Below are 23,171 nucleotides of genomic sequence, written 5' to 3' on the forward strand. Positions count from 1 at the left end.
CATCGAATTTTTATATATCCAGCCCGGAAAGCCCACGCAGAACGGTTTCGTGGAAAGATTGAACGGTACTTACCGTGATAATGTGTTGGACTGCTACCTGTTTGACACATTGGACGAAGTGAGGGAAGTTACCTGGCAATGGATGGATGATTATAACAATCACAGGCCACATGACAGTCTTGGAAATATGCCACCAACAGAATATGCTGCTCTATCCAATTTTGAAAGCGATAAACAGGCGTGTTAGGGTATTTAGGTTTAGGTTAATTTGAAGAGAATTTTGTAAAATTACACAGTCTTAATTTCGGGAAGCCGACATGTTCTGTTTGTATTAGGCAGTTGCTTTGGCTATGCACAAATGCCAAAGGATTCAGCTACTGGAAATAAAAGAACGGTATACCTGTTCAGCGGCCTGGGCGCCGATTCAAGCGTTTTTAACAACCTGGAACTTCCCGGTTATAATAAAGTATATATCAAATGGATCCCTGCAGAGCATAACGAATCATTAACTTCTTACGCAGGGAGGATCAAAAACCAGATCACTGCACCTAATCCTTATTTCATCGGGCTTTCTTTTGGCGGCATAGTAGCCGTAGAAGTATCAAAACAGGTGAGGGTAGATAAAATGGCGTTGATCTCTACAGCCAAAACCAGGGATGACCTGAACCGGATACAGTGCTTTTTCATGAAACTGGGTTTGTATAAGATCATTCCGGGCTCCTTGCTGCGGCATTCCAATTTTCTTACCTATAGTTATTTCGGGGTAAAATCGCCTATGGATAAACAAGCTTTGTCGAAACTCTTAAGAGGCACCGATATTACTTTTTTCCGTTGGGCATTGAGAGCAATTGCCTTTTGGGACAACAGGGAAGCGCCTGAAAGGGTTATCCAGATCCACGGAACGGCCGACAGGGTCATTCCCTGCTGGCTGGTGCATCCCGATTACAAGATCAAAGGCGGCGGGCATCTGATGGTCTATAACAAAGCAGATACCATCAATCAGATCATCAATAATTATTTTAACAATTAGCCGTTGGCCCGTTGCATTTGTTTGATCGCCGCCCATCCTTCGGGTGTTATACCCATAATCTCTGTAGCAACACCTAAGGTGCGATATGTGTCAAAAAAAGCCATCCTGGCAATTGGGTGATCTACTTCACTGATAACAGTGTATCCCTGCTTATGTATCTCTTCGGTGATCTTATCAAAGCCACTGATGGGCAACCGGAAAGCAAGATGTTGAGTCCCGCCGGCAGGATATTTAGCCAGGTAATCATGAAACATGCTCTGGCCCGTAAGTGGTTGTATTAGCTCAATAAAAGTGCCGCCATTGTAGGTTTGGGTTGCCAGCCAGTCGGCTTCCACTACTTTTCCCATGTAACTCATTTTCAGGTCCTGGGCCCGTATGTACTCTGGTTCCGGAAACCCGATGCCAAGCGTTTGCGACAGGAACCGTACCGTTGTATGAATATCCGGAACTACCCAGCCGATTTGAGCAAATTCAAGGCCTGCAAGCGTACTGTTAATATTACTCATAGTCAGTAAGTGAGTGGTAATACGTGAAAGACTACACGCTCTCTTTTCCTTCCTTCGTTTCTTCTCTTTCTACAGTTATACTGCATTCTCCCACCAGCGCAGCAACCGCTCCAACCGCAGCCAGCACCGGGGCAAGTACTATACCAACCACTCCAAAGGTCAGCGGAAAGCTCATGATCTCTTTACCGTCTTTATGTGCGATGGTAATCTTCCTGATATTACCTTCTGCAATAAGTTCTTTTATTTTCTTTACCAGGTTTTCTCCGTGGAGAATAAATGTTTCTTTTGTAGTCATGGCGTCTTTTGTTTAAAAGTAGAGGTAATGAAGATAATGAAAATTGTCATCTCCTCATTTTTATACTGCATATTTCAGCAACGTTTCTGCGGTATTTTTTCCGCTGATCAGCGCCGCTTCCACGGTGCCCATGGTAGGGCCGCTATAGAGGTATTCTCCTGCAAAATAGAGCGTACCCTCCACCGGTTGGTTCAGCAATTTCCGGGCTTTGGTACTTCCCACTTTATCGTAGGCATAGGACCCCCTGGTATAGGGGTCAGTGATCCAATTGGCAACCTGCGATGCTGCCAGTTTGCTTCCCAGGGCTTCTGAACTGGTATTGAAAACATGGCTTAAGGTTTCCAGGGCCAGTTGTACCAGGGCAGCTGACGACAGGTCTTTCTGCCGGTATGCCGGCGGACCGCCCAGCCAGCCTGTAAGCAGGTGAGGATGGGAGTCGGGCGTTGTCCAGAAGGTAGGGATTGACTGGCCTGCCAGCAACATCATTTTAGTGGCAGATAGGTCGCCGGCTTGCCTGATCGCCTCGTGCTTTTCCCAGAACGCATCATCAAATTTCAATAATAGCTTTATTACAGATCCGAAGCCTATATTTCTCACTGCTTCCATATGGCTGTCGATGACCGGGTGAAATGCAATGGCGTCATCCGCCTGCAGCACTCCAAGCGGTAAGGCAATCACCACCTTGCCCGTCTTGTAAACATCGTTGCCTGCAGTTGTTACCTGCACGTTATTCTCTCTCCAATGGATTCCTCTTACCGGTGTGTTCAGTACTATCTCGCTGCCATTATCCAGGCAGACTTTTGCCAAATAGTTCATCAGGGCGCTATAGCCGCCGGCTACACGATGCTGCGCGTCCTCATCTTCATTATTCCATTCTTCCCGCAGGGCAAATGTACTTACATCCAAAAGGTCGGCGGTATCGTAGCCATTCACGTAGTTGGCAAGCTGCAAACGCATAGGGGCATATTTTTCTTCCGCGAAATTTTGAAGAATGAAATCATGCAGCGTCATATCCTCCTGCAGCTGGTTCACCTTTTCCATAAACTCGTCCCATCCTTCTACCAACTCCTCGCTTTCTTCAAACTTTCCATTTGCATGCCTCAACATTTCAAAACTAATGCTGTTGCTCTTAATACCGGCTTCCTTCAACAATCCCAGGGTTACAGGTAAGTTCCCATGAATGAATTCTGCTCCCAGCTCTATACCCGAAAAATGGTGCGCATCGCCGAATGTATGGACACGGCCACCAATGCGGTCGCGGGCTTCCAGTATGGTTACTTTTTTACCTGCTTTCACAAGGGTGTAGGCAGTCATGAGTCCTGCTGCTCCGGCTCCGATTATAAGAATATCTGTCTGTTTCATCTTTCTTTATTGCTGTACACAAGTTAGTATTTTGTTGAATTCAAATCCTCCGGCTTCAATAATCATTTTTGTAAAAACTGCGATGAGACAGGTTTATTATTTATCTTTAAGAAACATGTACGAGGTGTTTGATTGTTTTGTATACATCCGATTTTAGCCTTTATGCCAGATACCTATAATATTGTTTGGAATGGAAATGCTGTTGGTGAAATTGAACTAATGTCCAGGGATATGTGGTACCTGGAAGGGAAATATATATTGTCTGGTACTGAAATCTCTACCGAATTTGAAAAAAGGCTCCGGGATGGAGATATGAAAGCATTTCAGCAAGATCCGGAAACGAATTCATTGAAGGTCATTTTACACAATACGGAAAATGCTGATCTGGTGCTTTATTGTCTTGCAATTTATATTGATGATAATGTGATAAATCTCAGGCAGCTTGCGTCGTCTGAGGCCATAGACAAGTTTTTCCACAAACCAAAATATCCACGCATCCTTTCATTCATTTTATCTATTTTTAACCCCAAACTATAACATAATTTTATGCCGGATACCTTTACTATAACCTGGAACGGGAACCCGATCGGTGAACTCACAGATGTGGCCAATGACATGTGGTATATAACCGGAAAATGGAAATCGTCTGACACCCCGGCAGCCAGGGAATTTGAAACCCTGCTCCGTAATTTTGATAGTAAAACGCTCGAAGTCGATCCTGTTGCCAATTCAATAAAAGTAGTGCTGCATAGCAATCAGTACGCCGACTCCAGGCTTTACTGCCTGGCAATGTCTTTAAACGAAAATGAAATTGATCTGCGAATGGTAGTGGGAGACGAAGACCTGGATAGATTTTTCCCGAACCGATAAGAACGATCCGTTGGTATTTAAAATACGCCAAGCGGTTGCCTCACCTGGTATCGAGGCAACCGCTTGTTTATTTAAAAGCAGCTTCAGGCCGGCGCCTCCGTGGAACGTTGCCTGTTTACATCTGCCTATTGCTCAAAATCATAAAAGTTCAGTCCCACATTTTCATTCTTCACTTTAACAACCCTGCTGTTCAATGGATAAATGAAAAATTCGCCGGCGCCCCTCACATGTGCATCCTGCAAGTGTCCCGCCAGCGCTGTGTAATCGCTTTTGCCTAATGTGGCATGCAGGTGCAGCATAGGTTTCCCCTCTACTTCAGAAATATTTCCTGAAAGATTACTTACCTCCATCTGCTCGTTGAACGTTTTGTCGACATACTTCTTTGTATCAGGGTTGAAGAAACGCAAGGTCGCTTCGTTCACCGCTCCGATACCGGTAATTTGCCCCGCACGTATTTGCTGGCTTGTTACGAAATCTGTCAGCGCATTTACGATACTCGATTTGTCAGCGACGCTTACAATATAAGCGTTGTCTACCTTCCGGGCCGTCCAGCCTTTGCCTTTTAATATCGTTTGTGCGGTGGTATTCATAGCAATAATATTTAGCAATGTGATAAAAATGAAAGCAGTCTTCTTCATAGAACATCTGTTTAAAAAGACACCGGCATCAAAAGTTCTGCCATAAGATTGCTTTACATGTACCAACCAGCTGTTATATAGCTTGCAGCAACAGTACCCAGTCATTTTCCACCCCGAGGGCAGGAGGGGTGAAGGCATGTATCTCCCGGCCGCTAACCGCTTGAGTTGCCTGTTTCTTGCCGGTACGGGGATCAAACCAGGTGGCGTTCACCGTTTTCCCTTTCAGAAAATTCAGATCGATCTTTATTTCCGTTCCCACAGGCAAATATACCATTGCTATTTTCCCATCGGCGCTCTGGCAGGCCTGCTGGTAGGTCCCCTTTTCGCCGTTCGCAGATGCGATGAGTTTATTGTTGGGTTGCTGATTGGCAGAAGGATATTCCTGCATTAGTCGACAAAGATAACCGGCCTGGAAAGCGCCGGGCCTGTCCATCGCATTTTTCCATCCCCTGTCGGGGTAGTTGATGGCTTCCTGTTTATCGCCCATAAATTGCCAGATGGCATGGTGACCGTAGGTAACGCCACAGGCGCCGGCGAAAACAGAACGGTACAATTGTTTGCGCACATCGTAGGCCCGGAAATAGCCATTGTCGGGATTCCATTTTGGCCAGGGACTGACAGGATGGTCTTCATAATTGGGTTCTGCATCCAGGGTGGGTTTAGGCGGACTCAAACCCCGGTCCTTCGTTACAAAATCCCAGCAGGCTACGTCGTGCCCGTTTCCATGCCCGCTCTGAAAGGTATTGACGTTCAGCCAGGGTTCATTATGCAACCACTGCGACGATGAACTTCCTCCTGAAGGATGGTAGGCGATCAGGCATTTATTGCCGGTAGCCGATTTAATACCGGCGGCCATGGCCCGCCAAACAGGCCTCCAGTCCTCGTTCTCCCTGGCTGCGGGCCTGTCGCCTCCCAGGATCCAAATGATGTTGGTATTGTTCTTATACCGGCTGCCTATCCATTTGCCGTAAGCGTATGCTTTGGCGCTGTCAAAGACCACGGGCCCTGTGCCCCATAACTGAGTCACTTTGTCGCCCCAGGTAGGTAGCAGGCCGATGTAAAGATTGCGCTGCATGGCCCAGGCAATAGTACTATCGATCAGCGAAAAGTAAGCGTTGTTGGGTTTCGCCGGGTCCTGGTTATCGAATGGTGTCTGACCGTAAACATTCGGTGTACGCAATCCGTCCATTTCCGCAAGCGCTACCGCCTGGATCACTGTAAATCCTTTAGCGGCGCGATTGTCGAGATATGATTTGATCTCTTCCCTGCTTAACCTGTGAAACAGCTCCCAGCCTGTATCCCCCAACCAGAAGAAAGGGGCGCCGTCTGCATGTTCAAGAAAATGTCCGTCGGCGCTGACATGCAGGCGGTCTGCCATATGTTTTTGCTGCGCCATACCGCTTAATATCCATAGCAGGAGTACCGGTAATGTGAAAAAGCGTTTATCCATAACGTTTAAGGGCTCTTCAAAAGATAGGGATATTTTTTTGAGAGAGCAAATGCGCCGGAAAGGGGAATCGTTGGCTAAACGAGTTTTTCCGGATTATCCAATGTGTAACAATGTTCCCACTGGCTCATGCCGATTTTGGGATAGTAATGGATTGCTTTTGGAGCGGCCAGCAAGATCAGCCTCGCATCCGGCGATTCGATTTTTGTTCTTCTTATCAATTCTCTTCCTATTCCCTGCTTTTGATAGGCTTCATCAACTGCGAGATCAGACAAATAAGTGCAGAAAGCAAAGTCGCTCAGTGACCTGGCTACGCCAACTAATTGGCCATTGTCCCTTGCCGTGATGATAAGGTTGGCATGTTGCAACATTTTGTTGATGCGGGAAGGATTATCAATTGGTCTGCGTTCGCCGAGGGTTGACCTGATCAGCAGGTCGGTGAATGCTGCAGCATCCAGTTGTTGTTCTATCTGGTAGGTGATCATTGTTGAAATTTGAAACAAATGTACCAAGGAGTTGGATCATCCGGGTAGTCCATTTTTGATAAAAACCGGTGGTCCAATTGTTGGCGTTGTTCACACCTCTTCTGAAGAAATAGGGCACACTTATATCTCCAATTGTTCCCCTATCAGCTTAATCATCTTCTTATCCATTCTATCCATCTTCCAGCCACTTTTCATGTGCTTGATGATCCCCATATTCTCATCATTCAGCGTGATTTCAAATTCCGAGCAGGTACCGTCTTCCCCGCAGGTTGCCAGTACAGGCAGCGCTTCTCCCTTATAATGCACATCCTGGTAATCAAATTCGAAAGTGATGGGTTCAATCTGCAACTGGTTAATGATCTCGTTTAAAAACTGTATCAGGTGTTTACGTTGCGTAGCAGCGCTGATATTCCATTTCTCTTTCCCTGCCCGTTTATGCGCCAGCTTGAATTTCAGGCCCGACATTTCGGTGGTGTAGTCATCTGCATTCAGCTTCACCACTTTCTGGTTGGCCAATATATACCATTGGTAGCCTGTTCCTACTTTGGCGCCGGAATTTTCCGGGGCATGTCCTTTACGGCGCTTGGTCACTGCGTAGGAAATTTCCCACAGGTCAGGCGTGATCTTGGTTTCTTTCCAGTCGCCGGCGTCATATTGCCAATGGTGGCTGCGCCCAACCTGCATGCCTGTATACTCTTTCCCTTCAAAACTTTTAAATTTATTGTAGCCTTTGGCTAAATCTTTGACCACCACTTTGGGTGCTGATTTTTTGGCTACAGGCTTTTTAGCAGTTGTTGTCTTTTTGGTTTTAGGCGCCGGAGCCTTGACTTGAGTTGCCATAACAATGATTTTCAGGTTTGTGATATGCGCTAAAACGGAGCGCGACAAAATGCGGGCCACTATCGTATTGGATCTATATTTAGTGAGATGATAAAACTTTTGGAATTGAACGAACAATTTGTACACTTTAATGTAGCTGCCATTGCCCTGAAGATCGCTGTGGCGGTAGGTATGGGAATGTTGATCGGGTTGGAAAGGAATTGGTCGCACAAGGAAGCGGGCATACGTACTTTCTCTATCGTGTCGTTAACAGGGATGCTGGCGGTACAGATCAGCAGCGGGTTGGTGATAGGTGGATTAATAGCGGTATGCCTTTTAGTAGTGATTTCTAACGTTAAAAGCTTCCTGACGGATAAAAGCTCCGAAATGACCACCTCTGCAGCTTTAATAGCCTGCTATGTGTTAGGAGTGCTCACCGGATTGGGGCATATTTTCACACCGGTTGCCTCAGCCATTGTGATTACCATGCTGCTCGCATGGAAAACGGAACTTAGCAGGTTTGCCGGAGATCTGCAAACTTCAGAGATCAGGGGCGCCATATTGCTGGGATTGATCGGCTTCGTTATCTATCCTTTATTGCCCGACAGGTATGTCGATAAATGGAACCTCTTCAACCCCAGCGATGCATGGGTCAGTATTATCGCGATTGCCGGGATTGGCTTTCTCAACTATGTATTCCTGAAGATCTTCAGCTCCAAAGGCCTGTACCTGGGCGCGGTATTCGGTGGACTGGTAAACAGTACGGCAACAATTGCTGAAATGACCACCCGGGTCCAGGAAGCAGGTACGCCAGGGAGGATCACTATCCTTTCCAGTATTATTAATATTTCTATGTTCACCCGGAATATGATACTGGCCGCCATCTTTGTTCCGCTGTCATTGACCGCTACGCTGCTGCCGTTGCTGGCAATGTCGGTGGTGGCGGCTATCTGGATATGGCGCGATCTCATGGCCGAGAAGGCCTACGGGCAACAGGAAGGCAAGCTGGAGTTAAAGTCGCCTATTTCAATAAGGAAACTGCTGACTTTCGGCTTGTTGTTTATCATCATCCAGGTTGGAGGAACTTTGTTGACCCGCGTGTTCGGAAACAGCGGTATCCTGGTTACAGGTTTCCTGGGAGGACTTGCCAGCAGCGCCAGTACCACAGCCGCGGCAGCTACGATGGCCATGCACGGACAAATTTCCCCTAACGTTGCCGGCAGTACGGCAATTATTTCTTCCATGGCCAGCGCCATGATAGACTTTCCTATTGTCTGGAAGAATATTAAAGATAAGACCCTTGTAAAGGCATTTACATGGAAACTGATGTCGGTACTGGCTGCCGGTGTATTATCCGTAGTACTGGATCATATCTTTAATATTTCAGGATCGCTGATCGGCGCTTTTCAGTGATCAGGATGCGGGAATATATTTTTTCGCCGCCAGGTTAGATAGCGCTATTAGCCCTGCGCCAGCAAGCACCGCTCCTCCTACAAATGGAAATCCGGCTCCGACCAGGTCGGCCACGGAAGCGGAGAAAAGGAATGGAAGACAGTACAACATTCCTGATAACCTGGCGATCATAGCGGCATATGCAGCAACCTTGGCAAAGAAGAATTGCGTATTCACTTTTGCATTGCTGGTTTCAAAAACCAGCGCTCTCAGTTCGCTGGTTGATCGATGCCCATATTCTTCTATTGTCCATGAGGCAATAGGGAGGGCATTTCGTCCGTTCTTAAAATCCTGGTAAAAGATCTTCCATTTTCCGGGCAGGAGTAATGCTCCATAAATAAAGATGGCTAAACTGATAAAGGTGATGTTGCCATTTCCCAGCATGAACGCCTGCAGGCGTATTTCATCCAATGCCGTCATCTTAAAGCCAAGAAGAACATGTTTGAGGTCATGACTCCCGAATCCGGGGATCAGGTCTAGTTTATTTGCCTGCAAGCAAGTTGAAATATCTTTGCCCAGTGTGCCGGCCGGCAACTCATCCAGTTGCTGCCTTTTTTCCTGGTATTGCTTCTTGTTGGAAAAGAGTTTGATCACCCATACGCTTAAATAAAAGGAGATGCGGATAATCGCCTGGGCAACCCGTTGGAAGAAATTCATGGTACAGTATTTAATTTATTTTAGAAATAGGGAACTGCTTTAGTATTTACCAGTAAGAAGATAAGACAACTACGGGAGAAAAAGAAAAGGAAAGATACATCTATCGCTGTCGCATGTAAAAAACTACATTACCGGGCTTTTGACCTTAGTTTTTTTCCCTTAATTTTACTGCTGCAAGTTTATTAAAAACATTATAGCAGTATTTAATCAACCAACAACAGGTCCTGGTTCCATGTTATGAGATTGAAGCGATTGGTTGCATCATAACGTTCACCTTAGGTTTTTAAGATAACTGTGCCCTTTAGTGATTTCCATCATGAATATTTGCTCGTCGAAAGTACTGATAGTAGTATGGGTCGTAATATTAATTGTAACAGGTCGGCCAGTCTGTTCGCAGGGATTGGTTTTCTCTTCCTTTGAACAGGTCCAGGAGAAAAGAACCTCGCTGAATTTAAGCGATAAGGAACCATGGTGCCTGGATGGCGACTTTGGTATGTCTTTTCAATTCAGCTTCTATCCTGATAAACAGGTCTATTATGGTTACCTGTTGCGGATGGTCAATCAGCACGGGCAGAATATAGATCTCATCTACAATAATCAAAACCAGCAATTCAATATTGTTTCAGGAGGGAATTACATGGATCTCTCCTTCACGATCGATAGCAGTTTGCTTTTCAGGAAATGGAATACCTGCGCGTTGGAATATAAGGACCAGACTTTATCGTTGTTCATAAACGGGAGATCCTGCGGCGGGCGACAGCTCGCGCTCCGGGATCATTGTTTCCTGATCAGTTTCGGGGCATCGCAACTGCCGAATTTTAAATCCAGCGACCTGCCGCCGATGAAGCTGAAAGATGTATCCCTGCACCGCGGAAGCAAACAATACGCTTTCTGGCCTTTGAAAGAAGTAGATGGAAATCTGGCAATAGACAGTATAGGAGGGAAGAAGGCACTCGTTACCAACCCTATCTGGGAAACGCCGCTGCATCAACGCTGGCAGCTGTTGCAAACCGTTACCGTTAAAGGGAACGGTAGTTATACTTTTAACCCGCTCGAAGAAGAAGTATATATGGTAGGGTCAGACAGCATTCATCGTTTCCTGCTGAGAGACCGTTCTTTGTCTGCTGATGGCCTGTCGAAACCGGTTTTTTTAGCAAGAGGATTTCAATCGATTTACAACCCGGCCGACAAGACCTTATATAGCATACATATTGATAAGCGGGAGATCACTGCCTTTCTTTTTGGTGCAAAAAAATGGGATCAGCAGATCGATTCCCTGGAAGTGACCCAGTACTGGCAATCAAATAAGTTCATCAACCAACGGGAAAACGCCTTGTATGTACTCGGCGGCTATGGGCAGCTGAAGTACAAGAACCTGGTACAGCGTTGTTCCTTCAACGACCGCAAATGGGAAGAGGTAAAGGTACAGCAGCAGGATTACAAGCCCCGTTACCTGGCGGCATTGGGTACCAAAGCCGGGGGCGATACAGCGTATATACTCGGCGGTTATGGCAGCAACACGGGCGAGCAGATGCTCAATCCCCGCTACTACTACGACCTGTTGATGTTCGATGTAAAGAACCGGGAAATAAAAAAGATCTATACCCTGAAGGAACCGGAAGAGCCGTTCGCTTTTGCTTCTTCCATGGTTATAGATACCTCCGACAATAGTTATTACGCACTTATCTTTCCTAATGACCGTTTTAGGTCGGCCCTGCAACTGATCAAAGGATCGTTGCACGAACCGACCTATCAGCTGGCCGCGGATACTATTCCTTATGCGTTTGCTGACAACTTATCAAGCGCGGATCTCTTTTACTGCGCCCGAAGCAACCAGTTGCTGGCCATTACCCAGCTCACGGCAAAAGACAGATCAACCGAGGTGCGTATCTACTCACTGGCCTTCCCGCCTCAGCAACTGCAGGAGGGCGCTACAGCCGCAACCAGTGCCGCCGGTTGGTATAACCGGCCCCGTTATTTATTAATAATTGCATTAATCGGCGTAGCTATTGCCTTATTTGTCTTTTTGCGTAAGTATTTGATTCGTAAACCTTTGCCGGCAATAACTAAACTTCCTGACGAGCCTGCGGCCCCGGCTTTACCAACCGTTAATACGGTTCCTGTGAAGCCCGTTGCGCCGGTAGCGGAACAAGGGCAAGACCCTAAGGAAGGGAAAGCTATATTAACCCTGTTCGGCGAATTTACAGTCAGGGATAAGGACAAGAACGCGCTGACACATCTTTTTTCTCCCCTGATCAAAGAGATGTTCCTGCTGATCGTTATTCATACAGCTCGCACCGGCAAAGGCATTTCAACGGAAAAGCTATACGAAGTGCTGTGGTACGACAAATCGGAAAGAGATGCCCGGAATAACCGTTCCGTGAACATGGTGAAACTGAAAGGGATACTGGAGAAATTGGGAACAGGAGTGATCCAGCGGGAAGATGGCAAATGGAAGTTCGTGTATGACCCGGCGTTATTATGGGTAGACCTGATGGAATTCTATGCACTATCCAAGTCTAATAATTTGACAACGAACGAATTACATACTTTATTGAATATTCTTAAAGAAGGAACCTTCCTTTTCAGAACGGAGTATTTATGGTTGGAAGATATTAAATCGGAAGTCTCCTCCCAGGTATTGGATATATTGTTAAGGGAGATAGGGCAGCTTCCCGGAAATGCATCTCCCGATACCTTTATAGAGATCGCCAATGCAATTTTCGTTTTTGATCCTATACATGAAGATGCACTTCGCTGGAAGTGCCGGAACCTGATACAGTTAAACAGGTTGACGTTAGCGAAATCTGTTTATGAGAAATTCTGTAAAGACTATCGTCATATCTATGGCGAATCATTTAACACCAGTTTCCAGGAAATCATCTCTTAATCCCGTCTTTTTATCTCCCCAGGCAAAAAAATCTGGCAATTAATGGCGCGTTAATGCGAATGTTAATCCATTTATTAGCGTCTAGCGCATTGATTTGCAATATGATTTAACAAAAGCTGCGTTTCGGCGAAGCGATGACTTACTGGATTCCACGATTTGAAAGTACCATCCCTTTCCTGCAAATTCCTATAAGTACGATCAGCTAAACGCCATCAGGCTAACAGAAGTTCCACGATTTTTTAAACCATTAATTATCAATCAATGATGCGATTCTGCTTGTCAGCTGTCCTGTCGCTTTGCCTTTTTTCGCAGGCAATGGCCCAACGCACCCAGATCCGGGGTAAAGCCACAGACGACAAAAACAATCCGCTCCCGGGAGTAAGTATCCTGGTAAAGGGAACTAAAATGGGTACGGCTACCCAGGCCGATGGTACCTTTTCCCTGAATGTGAATGATCCAAACAACACGGTACTCAGAGCTACAATGACGGGTTATGAACCAAAAGAAATTGCTTTAAACGGGCGGACAGCCGTCCAGTTCCTGCTAACGCCTTCCGCCATCAACCTGAACAACGTGGTGATCACCGGGGCGATGGGGCTTACCAAAACGCAAAAACAGGTAGGCTATGCCTCCCAAACGGTAGATGCTAACAATTTTACAGAAGCCCGCGACCTGAACCTGGTGAATGCCTTATCAGGAAAAGTAGCCGGTCTGCAGGTCACCAATATGGGACAACCGGGCAGCTCGGCCAGGGTAGTGATCCGCGGCGAGAACTCCATCACCCAGAACAACCAGCCGTTGTGGGTGATCGACGGGGTGCCTATCAACAACGATATGGGAGATGCCAACGATAATAAGCTGGACTATGGCAACGGGGCGGCAGATATCAATCCCGACGACATCGAAACCATGACCGTTTTACAGGGGCCCAACGCCGCCGCTTTATACGGTTCCCGCGCTGCCAATGGCGCCATCCTCATCACTACCAAGAAAGGAAAAATAGGAGACGGGTCATTAGGGCTTTCCGTTAACCAGAACACCCAGGTGAACAGCATCGCCCAGTTTCCGGAATACCAGAATGTATACGGCGAGGGAGGAAACGGGCAGCTGGTCGGAAATGGCAACAACATCGTAAAAGGCACCAATGGCGTGCGGATGGGGCAAAATAACAGCTCCTGGGGTATGCCAATGCTCGGGCAGCCATACAACGATTTTGCCGGCAACCCCATTCCCGGCGGTTACCGTCCGAAGCCCAATAATATTACCGACCTGTATAAGAACAGCATCACCAATTCTTCCAACGTAGCCATTAGCAGGGCCGATGGATTATCTTCCTTCCGTCTCTCTTACGGCTATACGAATAGCAATGATGTGCTGAAAAATTCCAACCTGATCCAGAAACACAACCTCCAGCTGAATGCCAGCAGGAAAGTGGTGGACTGGCTGAATATTGATACCAGGGTAATATATACCACTCAGAACACGAAGAACAGGATGGTCAGGAACCTGGATCAGAACAGCCCGATGGCGGCATACGTATACCTGCCACGCAGCTTCGACCTGGATGCCATGACCCCCTGGGCCGACGCCTTTGGCAACTCTACCACGCTGGGATCTACCAACAGTACGGAAAACCCGCTTTGGATGTTGTATGAGAACAGCAACCAGGATAAACGGAACAGGATCATAGGCGGTATCAGCGCTACCATTAACTTCTCCAATAAACTAAGTTTTAAAACCCAGGCATCTACCGACATCCTGAATTTTAACAACTATACCTATACGGAGTTGGGAAGTTTAAGAACGCCAAGAGGCGCTTATAACACCACTTCCCAGATCAACCAGATGTGGGATTACCAGGGAATGCTCTCGTACCGCGATAAATTCGGTAAAGACTTCACCTTGCAGGCCAACGTGGGCGCGGAGTATGTGATGAATAACAACCAGACCAAGTTCACCTCTACAGACGCGTTACTGACCCACGATATGCCGAGCATCCAGAACACCACTTCTCCTCCTGTTTCCAGGGAATATCTTTTAAGATCAAATGTGCAATCGATTTTAGGAGATGCAACGCTGGGCTTCCGCGAGTTCCTGTTCCTGAATGTGACAGGGCGTAACGACTGGTCTTCTACCTTGCCGGTAAACAATTCCAGTTTCTTTTACCCTTCTGTCAGCGGCAGTTTCGTTTTCTCTAACCTTTTACCCCAGTCCAGCGTCCTGAATTTCGGTAAACTAAGAGCTTCCTATGCGCAGGTTGGTAACGCCGCCCCGCCGCTAACCCTGTATACCATGTACAGCAATGGCCTGTTCCTGGGCAATCCTTACCTGAACTATGCGCAGGTTGGTACGTCCAATAACTATAAACTGATGAATCCAAACCTGAAACCTGAGAAAACAATATCCAGGGAGATAGGGCTGGAACTCTCTTTCTTCAAGAGCCGTTTGCAACTGACCACTAACTTCTACAAATCCAATACCCTTAACCAGATCATCGAGGCTAATGTGCCAAACGAAACGGGTTACAGCACCCGCATGATGAATGCCGGCGAGATGCAGAACAAGGGAGTGGAAATTTCCATGAACGCGGTGCCTTACCAGAACAAAGACTGGAAATGGACTGTCAGGGCTAACTGGTCCAAAAACGTGAATAAGGTTGTTTCTATAGCGCCGGGCATCGACAGGATCCGCCTGGGCGGTCAGTTGGGAGCTTCCGTATATGCCGTGGAAGGCCGCCAGTACGGTGAACTGATCGGCAACGGGCCGTTGAAAAGAGGCGATACCATTATGGTCAGTTCCAGCAATGGCCGCACAATCGTAGACCAGAACGTTTACCTGGGCAACTTTCACCCCGATTGGCTGGGATCAATAGGCTCCGGTTTAAAATATAAAAACTTCGACCTGTCGTTCCTTGTAACGGTGAAATGGGGAGGTAAACTGTTTTCAGGCTCCTATGCCAGGGCCAACTTTGCAGGAAGTACGCAGTCCAGCCTGTATGGCAGGGATGAATGGCTGATGAGCGCTATTGTGCTGGGAGAAAACGACCAGGAAAGGATGGGCCAGGGATTGCCTAACTCTAAAGGCAACACGCAGTATGCAGACGCAGAACGGCCTAAAGGGTCGATGTACCCGAATGCTTACTACTCGGCAACGGATAAAGACGGTAAACCTATCCTGGTGAAAAGCACCATCTGGATGAACCCTACTACTTACCAATCGGACATGGTAACCAACAATACGCCTGCCGTCACTTTCGACGCCACCTGCATCCGCTTGTCAGAAGTGATCTTCGGCTATGCGCTGCCTAACGGTTTACTCAAACCTACTCCTGTCAGGTCGGCCCGGTTGGCGTTAGTAGGCCGCAACCTATGGACCATCTTCAAACACACGCCAAGAGGAATTGATCCTGAATCGGCTTTATCTACCGGCAATGCCCAGGGTATCGAACTGGGAGGGTCTTTCCCGTACTCTACTTATGGCTTTGACCTGAAACTCACGTTTTAATCGACATTTATGAAGAAACTTACAATATATATAAGCCTTCTGCTATTCAGTTGGGGATGTACCCGCGACTTTGCAAGCATGAACAAAGACAGCTCCCAGTTTGGAAGCGCAACGCCTGAAGCCTCTATTCACGCCGCCAACAGGAACCTGGTCCTGCAACTGGGAAATATGAACGGAACAAGGTTCTGGGACCTTAGCCACCTGGCCATCGCTGGTACCAGGTACGATGTAACCGACAATGGTTTCTGGCAGAATATTTACCAGGGCGTTCTCGGCAACCTTACACAGGTAGAACTGAACTACGGCGCCGATTCCATATATCGCAACCGGGTACAGGTAGCCCGTATAATGAAAGCATATACTTATTCCATTCTTACAGGCATCTATGGCCCGGTTCCGATGACCCAGGCCAATAATACCGGTTACCTGAGCAATGTGTTGTTTGATGATGAGGATGATGTTTACACTTATTCGCTGAATACCCTGAAAGATGCGGCCGGCAATCTCAATCCCTCCAGGGATAAGCTGACCTACGACGCTATCTTCAGCGGGGATATTAATAAATGGATCAAATTCGCCAACTCGCTGCGGCTGAAGATCGCGCTGAACATCCTGGAAAACCCGAAGCTGAAACAGTTTGCAGAAGGTCATATCAGGGAAGTGATGCAGAACGAAGGGGCGCTGATGAGCAGCGATGCCGACGCCGCGAAAATGCCTTTTGAAAACGTGTCGGGCAACGAAAATCCTTACTTCCAGCGATATGTGAAAAGCAATAACTTCTGGCCATACAACGCCAATTCAACGAATGCCGGACCAAAGATGAGCGAGTTTTTAAGTACCTTCTTCCGTTCTTACCCGGATCCCCGTATGAAGGTATATTACGACTCCGTACCTACCGCCAACCGGGCATTGATCACCGATACGCTGACAAGCCTGAACGACGACTCCCTCCGCATAGTTCAATATCCAATAGATTACCTGGGGATGCCTTTGGCCAATACCAAGCTTACAGGATGGAATGCCTTCCTGAATCCCAACCAGGGAGTAGACCTGGGATCTAACGACCAGAAGGCGTTTTCTGCTGTGACACCAGCTATCATGCAGGTAACAAGGCCTTATGTGATCATGTCGTATGCCGAAGTGTTGTTCCTGAAAGCGGAAGCAGCCTACCGCGGCTATGGTTCAGGATCTGCGGAGTCGTATTATAACGAGGGCATTGCAGCCAATTTCAGGGCCTGGAATATTTCGTCGGCCGACCTGGGCAATTATATGAAAGTAGATGGTGTGAAATGGGGAACAGAAGGCAACCCGTTCTGGAACTACCTGCACCTGGTTAAACCGGCTATACCTGCCGGTAACCTGAATAAGATATATGCACAACGCTGGCTGAATTACTTTCCTGACGGGGCTTTCGATTGCTGGTGCCTGCAACGCCGCACCCTGGTGTTTGACCTGCCTCCGCATACGAACCCGGGCGGTTATTCTTCCTATTCTTCTACGCCAACCTATGCCGACATCCCGGGCCGCGGATCTTACCCCACTTCAGTGCCTACCCTTAATCCGCAAGGTTATAACAGCGGCCTGAAATTGCTCAACGTTACAAGCGGGAATGATTACGATATGTACACCCGTTTGCATTTTGCAGTAGATGATAAAAGAGAGAGCAAGAAATGGAACGATCGTACCGACGTAGCTTATGATAACACCTATTTGCGTAAAAAATATCCTAACTGGGAAGCCTATGTAGAAGATTGCAGGAAAACAGGTATCCCGATCAGGCTTTCACAGACCATTAAACCGTAATCGATGAAACGTATCAAAATATTATTTACCATAGTTGCTGCCACTGCGTTTATAATTTCCTGTAAGAAAGATCTAACAGGGCCTTCGGCAGATGATAATTTTCTGAACTACCAGATACCTGAGATACCGGTAACAGACGACTATAACGTTGGCGCGTTCTATTACACCTTCGGCGGTTTTAACGCCAATGTAAAGGATACGCCGGTAGTAGGCCGTTATAATTATACCAATGGCGTACCCGCCCAGGCCAATATAATGGCGGCGCATATCAGCCAGGCAAAAAAAGCAGGTATCGATTTCTTTATCTTCAGTATTCGTTCTGCAAATAAAGACGCCGCGAACTATCGCTCCGACTCTGCTACAGTCAGGAACTTCCTCAATAACAATGCAGAAGGCCAGCTGAAATTTGCCGTACAATACAACCTGAATACAGGCCAGTTTGGTTTGAGCCCTACAGCGCCTATTGAAAAGAATCCTGCTAACCTGGAAGCGTTTTTCAGCGATTTTGTCAGGCTTGTTCCTTACCTGAAAGATGATAACAGCGTAAAAGTGGATGGTAAACCAATGCTGTTTATCCAGAATGCGCAGAACCTGAACTCCGACAGCAGCAAAAAAGTATACGATACCCTCAGGGCAAGGCTGAAAGCCCAGGGCGTAGATGCCTACATCGTTGGGATGCAGGACCGCTGGACGCCGCCTGCCAGGTACGACCTGCGTTTCAGGGGCGGTACGGTAAATGCGCTTTATCATAGTTCTTACAGCACCCAGATCAGCAACTGGGACAGGTGGTACCTGTTGCCGCAGGTAATGGATCAGGCCTGGATTTACTCGAAACAGTATTTCAAGGATAACTTCCAGGCAGAATATATCCCGAATATTTCTCCCGCCTACGATCCGCTTATCACCAATGTGAATAGTACCAATCCAACTTATCCGCGTAGTGATAGCGGGGCGTTGTACCAGAAATTATGCAATGTAGCCAAGAAGAATGTCAGCAGCCAGCTCAGGATGATATTGATAGATTCATGGAATAACTGGTCGGAAGGCAGCCAGCTGGAGGCTTCCAAAGCTTATGGAGAGCTTTACCTGAACCTGACCAGGAAACAATTTAAGCGACAGTAAAGTCGCAACTCGTCAAAAGCAATATATACAGGGGCCGTTTTTACGGTCCCTTTTTTATATGTTGAAAGAGGAAAGAGAATTATTCTCTATGTTATTCAAGTTTGTATAAATTCATTTTATTAAATTGGGAAAGCTGTAGCAGGTTTTTCCGATCTGTGCTGCGCATATTGACCCATAAATTCCATAACACATCTATACACTAGAAAACTTTATGTTCCCGAACCCAAAAACTCTGGTTGTCTTTATATTCACCCTATTGGCCCACGTAGTTGTACGCTCCCAGGACCCGGTTGAAAAGCAGAAAGTGATGATCGATCCCTTGAATGCAATGGGAGGAGCAGCTTCCAAATATTTTGACGATGTGCAGTTTATTCCTTTACAGACAACCAAAGAGAGCCTGTTTGGAAGAATTGACCAGTTATTTGTAACGCCTGAATATTATGTGATCCTGGACAAGGATACGGAAGCAGTGCTGTTTTTCAACAAAGATGGCAGTTTCCACCATAAAGTTAACAGGTTGAAATTCGACAGGGTATTTAGAACGGGGAGCAACGAAGGGCAGAGGCGGAGTATCATTTCTTCAATCAGTATTGCGGCAACTGGCGACAGGTTTTACGTTAGATCTGTTTTTGAGCCCAACGTTTTGTATGTTTATTCATTCGACGGTGAAAGGGTAGGGAAGATCATGCTTCCTAGATACACCCAGGATTATTTCCAGCTAAAGAACGGATATTTCGTTTGCAAGCAACTCCGGCCTTATTCTGAAAAAAGAATAAATGAATTTGTCCCTTTTGATATTTCAATTGTAAAAGATAGTTTGTCGGCTCCCGGTTTTTACCTGCCTGTCAACTTCCGGAATGCAACGCTGCTTGATGATTTAAGCATGCACATGAATTATTTCAATAGGGGGCCGGTAGATAGCGTTTGTCTTTACTCTCCAGACTTCAGCTATACTTTATACCAATTAGACGCTGGCGGTATACAAAAGGAAATTGAGATCCTGTTGCCAAAGGATCTGTCTATTCCCCTGAATTTTGATACTGATAGTATTTATAAAGGGAAGCGCCAGGAATGGCTGAAAGGCAAATCCCTTGTTCACTGCATCTGGGCGGCTTCATTCGTCAAAAACTACCTGTTGATGGACCTGAGGATGACAAACCCTGCTGCTGTTACTCTTTTATACAGTCCGCAAAGCGGCAGGCTTATTACACTTGATAAAATAGCTGCTGATATAAAAACCGCCTATTTGCCGGTTTCAACGGGAAGCAGATCAGAAATGCTGTTCAGCGATCATGAAAATATATATTTCAGTGTTCCCTCCGTTGCGATGTTTGCTGCGAAGGAAGCCGCCAGGGACAAACATCCCGTTTACCCGGCACTGTTAGAGAATTACTTTAATACACAGGATAGAAAAAGCAACCCGGTGTTACTTCAGTTAAGGCCCAAATCTAACCTTTAATGCGCAGGTCCCGGTTCTTAATAATTGCTGCTGTTTTGAAGCTGCTGTTCTTTTTACCTGCAACAGCGCAGAAAAAAGATACCGCCTCAACGGGGAGGTTAGAAGGCGCAGTAAGGGATTCTGTGCACGATTACGATCTTGTTTCCGCTACTGTGGCGCTGTACCTGGAAAAGGACTCCAGTCTTATTGCTTTCAGGTTAACCGGCAACGAGGGCGAATTCAGCTTTGCTCAACTGCCGGTCGAACAACCATTATACCTGGCGGTCAGCCATCTTAGCTATATTACACGCTATTTCCCGTTACTGATCTCAAAAGAAAAGCAGGTATTGCAACTGGAAGCAATAAACCTTGTTCAGAAAAACAGGGAACTGCCAACCATCGAAATAGCCGCTCCGCCGGTTCAGTTCAATGGCGATACCCTCGAGTTTAATGCATCTGCATTCAAACTGGATAAGGCGGCACAGGCGGAAGACCTGTTAAAGATGTTGCCGGGTGTTATTGTATGGAATGATGGAAGTATTACGGTAAACGGAAAGAAGGTATCAAGGGTGCAGGTGAATGGCAAACCATTTTTCGGAGGCGACACGAAGGTTGCTATCCAGAACCTGCCTAAAAATGCAGTTGATAAAATACAGGTCTATCAGGTTGCCGGTTCTCCGGGCAGCATACTTGATTCCCTCCTGGAAGTGAATATAAAACTGCGAAAAGGAAAAGGAGTGGGTTATTTCGGAAAGATGGCCGCCGGCGCCGGAACAGATCAGCATTATGAAGCAGATGCAGGTATGAACTTTTTTTCGGAAAAAAGCCAGCTTTCTCTTGTAGCGGCAGCAAATGATGTAAATAAGGTAGCTAAGGATCTCAACACCATACTTCGAAATACTACCTTTAAAGGTGTAGGAACCAGCCTGGAATACCAACCGGAATTGATGGTACAAGGGTTGCATTCCCCTGTCAACGCAGGCGTTTCATGGCAATACGATTTTACTCCTGACGTGGGGAGTATGAAGATAAACAGGCTTAATCTTAACTACTTCATGGACGATATGCATGAATCGGTATCCAGGCAATCCAGGTCGGAAATACTCCTGGGCGATGGAGTTGGCAATATCCAGGAAAGCCAGAGCGCCTACAAAAGGCATTCCTCGGATCATTCATTCAGCTCAAAGTATGAGAAAAACAACCAGCTGTCTTCTTTCTCAACTGCCGTTTCTTTCAACCTGGGAAGCCTGCATAGCAACGGCAACGAAACTACCAGGTCGCTCGACTATGATAACCTGCCGCAAAGCAAGGATGTTCTTCAATCGACCGACGATTCGAGATACCAGCGACTTAACTGGACCATCGAAGCGGCAGGAAGAAAATCAGTATCCAAAAGTCACCTGCGACCGGGAGATTACCAGGTGAAATATTCCCTGACGTTGAGCAATAACGAAGGTGACAGGGCCAGGGAAAGCGAGTTTACAGCTTTGAAAGATATGACGCTTTCCAGGCATTTCGACAGGAAATATGAAGAAAAAAGGAAGGGTACTGACCAGTTGCTGGATACCAGGTGGGGGAATTTTCTTCCATGGATCGTAGGTTCATATAGCCCGCTTGCCAGATTTAACCTGCAAATTGTGAATGTACTGGAACTGAGGCAGGGAAGGGACGATAACAAGGCTTTCGACCGGTTAAAGTCGTCGGATGATTATTTCCTGAATCCTTTACTGACAGCAGAGCAGCGGAATACGGTCATCAATGAAGCGCCAGGTATCAGTATCAGCAGAAATTTTATTAAGTCGCTGTACCAGCGTTACCAGAAGAACCTGTTGGCAGAACTCATCCTGCAATACCAGTTCTACAGGCAAAAAAATGAATCGACCCAGGAAAGCCAGCGATATGGTCTTAATGCCATAAAGTTTACGCCTATACTGACCATCAATTACCTGAACAATCAATATGGCGCTTTCCAGGATTCATATAACTGGACCCTGGAAATAAAACCTGATTACCCAACCTCCGGCCAGATGGCGCCGTTGGTAGACAGTATCAACCAGTATTTCATTTTATTAAGAAATAAGGCATTAAAACCGGCCGACAGGTATGAATTATCGTTTAATATGCGGCATAATAATATCTCGGGCATCCAACCGTTCAATTATTTTGTCAATTTGAATATTGGAGCAATTAATAACCCTATAACAGAAGACATCACCACCGATAGCCTCGGCAGACGGACGTTCAGGTACATCAACCTGGGAACTGAAAAGCATGCGCGGATAGGCGTTAACATGAACAAAGCCTTCAAATTCAACTCCAATCTCCTGGAGCTGCAGCTGAATGCCACTTCAAATTATATAAACAGGCCTAACAGCATAAATGGATTTGCAAACGCTACCGGTTCTTTGAATAATACTATCAGGCTTGGTATTGCCTATTCTGCGGGACAGTTTATAGCGCTCAACCTTTCTCAACAGTTCTATAGCTACCTGGCAGTACAAAAAAATATCAAGGCAGAGGAACTGAGAAGCCGTACCTATTCCACTATTTTAAGCGCCAGTTGCAACACGACTTCCCGGTTTACTATCAATACCAACGTTTCCTATAACAATAATTCCGGCTATGGTATTGAGAACTTCATTCTCTGGAATGCCGCAGCTGTTTATCGTTTAACGAAAGCAAAGGACTGGGAGATAAGACTGTCGGCGTTGGATTTGTTGAGGCAGAACAGGGGCGTGTTTTACGAGGGAAGCAATAATATGCTAACTACAAGTACAGTTAATGTACTAAGACAGTATTTTATGCTGTCGTTATCTTATTATCCGAGGAAGTTTGGTCGGAAAACTCAATAAT

General features: G+C 46.5%; 19 protein-coding genes. 11 read left to right on the top strand and 8 right to left on the bottom strand.

What is annotated here, in order from left to right; translation table 11 throughout:
• Together BLV62_RS23805 and BLV62_RS23810 are read left to right on the top strand one after the other, a co-directional pair.
• Window positions 1-247, top strand: a 247-nt coding sequence (locus BLV62_RS23805; protein WP_139170266.1) for an integrase core domain-containing protein, incomplete at its 5' end; no start/stop codon positions are given.
• A gap of 111 nt (window positions 248-358) precedes the next feature.
• Window positions 359-1,030 carry an alpha/beta hydrolase family protein gene (locus tag BLV62_RS23810; RefSeq protein ID WP_089764967.1) on the top strand — a complete coding sequence of 224 codons (672 nt, stop codon included), beginning with the start codon at window positions 359-361 and terminating at the stop codon, window positions 1,028-1,030.
• On the opposite strand, the gene BLV62_RS23815 is transcribed toward BLV62_RS23810, so the two are convergent.
• The 3 genes from BLV62_RS23815 to BLV62_RS23825 are packed head-to-tail and all read right to left on the bottom strand — an operon-like array spanning window position 1,027 to window position 3,193.
• Window positions 1,027-1,536: a VOC family protein gene (locus BLV62_RS23815; protein ID WP_089764969.1), complete on the bottom strand. Its 510-nt coding sequence runs from the start codon at window positions 1,534-1,536 to the stop codon at window positions 1,027-1,029. The genes BLV62_RS23810 and BLV62_RS23815 overlap by 4 nt on opposite strands.
• Window positions 1,537-1,567: 31 nt before the next feature.
• Window positions 1,568-1,831, bottom strand: a complete 264-nt coding sequence (locus BLV62_RS23820) for a DUF4342 domain-containing protein (protein WP_089764970.1) — start codon at window positions 1,829-1,831, stop codon at window positions 1,568-1,570.
• Window positions 1,832-1,891: 60 nt separating this feature from the next.
• A complete protein-coding gene (locus BLV62_RS23825; protein WP_089764972.1) occupies window positions 1,892-3,193 on the bottom strand; it encodes a flavin monoamine oxidase family protein in 1,302 nt (433 codons plus the stop codon).
• A gap of 162 nt (window positions 3,194-3,355) precedes the next feature.
• Here BLV62_RS23825 and BLV62_RS23830 point away from each other — a divergent pair, with 162 nt between their 5' ends.
• Together BLV62_RS23830 and BLV62_RS23835 are read left to right on the top strand one after the other, a co-directional pair.
• Window positions 3,356-3,730, top strand: coding sequence for a hypothetical protein (locus tag BLV62_RS23830; protein WP_089764973.1), 375 nt, complete (start codon window positions 3,356-3,358; stop codon window positions 3,728-3,730).
• Window positions 3,731-3,739: 9 nt separating this feature from the next.
• The gene (locus tag BLV62_RS23835; RefSeq protein ID WP_089764975.1) at window positions 3,740-4,063 is read left to right on the top strand and encodes a hypothetical protein; all 324 of its coding nucleotides are present in this window, start codon (window positions 3,740-3,742) and stop codon (window positions 4,061-4,063) included.
• Window positions 4,064-4,188: 125 nt separating this feature from the next.
• Here BLV62_RS23835 and BLV62_RS23840 read toward each other — a convergent pair whose 3' ends face one another.
• The 4 genes from BLV62_RS23840 to BLV62_RS23855 all read right to left on the bottom strand — a co-directional run bounded on the left by BLV62_RS23840 (window position 4,189) and on the right by BLV62_RS23855 (window position 7,473).
• Window positions 4,189-4,701, bottom strand: coding sequence for a PPC domain-containing DNA-binding protein (locus BLV62_RS23840; protein ID WP_211117945.1), 513 nt, complete (start codon window positions 4,699-4,701; stop codon window positions 4,189-4,191).
• A gap of 73 nt (window positions 4,702-4,774) precedes the next feature.
• The gene (locus tag BLV62_RS23845) at window positions 4,775-6,151 is read right to left on the bottom strand and encodes a glycoside hydrolase family 140 protein (protein ID WP_225889696.1); all 1,377 of its coding nucleotides are present in this window, start codon (window positions 6,149-6,151) and stop codon (window positions 4,775-4,777) included.
• A 74-nt stretch (window positions 6,152-6,225) separates the two neighbouring features.
• On the bottom strand, window positions 6,226-6,633 hold the full coding sequence (locus BLV62_RS23850) for a GNAT family N-acetyltransferase (RefSeq protein ID WP_089764976.1): 408 nt from the start codon (window positions 6,631-6,633) through the stop codon (window positions 6,226-6,228).
• A 120-nt stretch (window positions 6,634-6,753) separates the two neighbouring features.
• Window positions 6,754-7,473, bottom strand: a complete 720-nt coding sequence (locus tag BLV62_RS23855; RefSeq protein ID WP_211117947.1) for a hypothetical protein — start codon at window positions 7,471-7,473, stop codon at window positions 6,754-6,756.
• 87 nt (window positions 7,474-7,560) lie between these two features.
• On the opposite strand from BLV62_RS23855, the gene BLV62_RS23860 reads away from it, so the two are divergent.
• A complete protein-coding gene (locus BLV62_RS23860) occupies window positions 7,561-8,865 on the top strand; it encodes an MgtC/SapB family protein (RefSeq protein WP_089764978.1) in 1,305 nt (434 codons plus the stop codon).
• On the opposite strand, the gene BLV62_RS23865 is transcribed toward BLV62_RS23860, so the two are convergent.
• Window positions 8,866-9,561 (bottom strand): hypothetical protein, encoded by a 696-nt coding sequence (locus BLV62_RS23865; protein ID WP_089764980.1) that lies wholly within the window; start codon window positions 9,559-9,561, stop codon window positions 8,866-8,868.
• Between the two features lie 316 nt (window positions 9,562-9,877).
• Between BLV62_RS23865 and BLV62_RS23870 the strand changes: the two genes are divergently transcribed.
• The 6 genes from BLV62_RS23870 to BLV62_RS23895 all read left to right on the top strand — a co-directional run bounded on the left by BLV62_RS23870 (window position 9,878) and on the right by BLV62_RS23895 (window position 23,170).
• Window positions 9,878-12,451: a hypothetical protein gene (locus BLV62_RS23870; protein WP_139170375.1), complete on the top strand. Its 2,574-nt coding sequence runs from the start codon at window positions 9,878-9,880 to the stop codon at window positions 12,449-12,451.
• 261 nt (window positions 12,452-12,712) lie between these two features.
• Window positions 12,713-15,955 (top strand): SusC/RagA family TonB-linked outer membrane protein, encoded by a 3,243-nt coding sequence (locus tag BLV62_RS23875; protein WP_089764984.1) that lies wholly within the window; start codon window positions 12,713-12,715, stop codon window positions 15,953-15,955.
• 9 nt (window positions 15,956-15,964) lie between these two features.
• Entirely contained in the window at window positions 15,965-17,758 is a 1,794-nt protein-coding gene (locus tag BLV62_RS23880) for a SusD/RagB family nutrient-binding outer membrane lipoprotein (RefSeq protein ID WP_089764986.1), read from the top strand.
• A gap of 3 nt (window positions 17,759-17,761) precedes the next feature.
• Window positions 17,762-18,880 carry a glycoside hydrolase family 99-like domain-containing protein gene (locus BLV62_RS23885; protein ID WP_089764988.1) on the top strand — a complete coding sequence of 373 codons (1,119 nt, stop codon included), beginning with the start codon at window positions 17,762-17,764 and terminating at the stop codon, window positions 18,878-18,880.
• A 256-nt stretch (window positions 18,881-19,136) separates the two neighbouring features.
• On the top strand, window positions 19,137-20,339 hold the full coding sequence (locus BLV62_RS23890; RefSeq protein WP_168927977.1) for a 6-bladed beta-propeller: 1,203 nt from the start codon (window positions 19,137-19,139) through the stop codon (window positions 20,337-20,339).
• Between the two features lie 35 nt (window positions 20,340-20,374).
• Window positions 20,375-23,170 carry a porin family protein gene (locus BLV62_RS23895; RefSeq protein ID WP_139170376.1) on the top strand — a complete coding sequence of 932 codons (2,796 nt, stop codon included), beginning with the start codon at window positions 20,375-20,377 and terminating at the stop codon, window positions 23,168-23,170.
• Window position 23,171 lies beyond the last annotated feature (1 nt).

This window comes from Chitinophaga terrae (ex Kim and Jung 2007) (genome assembly GCF_900107795.1).
Taxonomy (GTDB): Bacteria; Bacteroidota; Bacteroidia; order Chitinophagales; family Chitinophagaceae; genus Chitinophaga; species Chitinophaga terrae.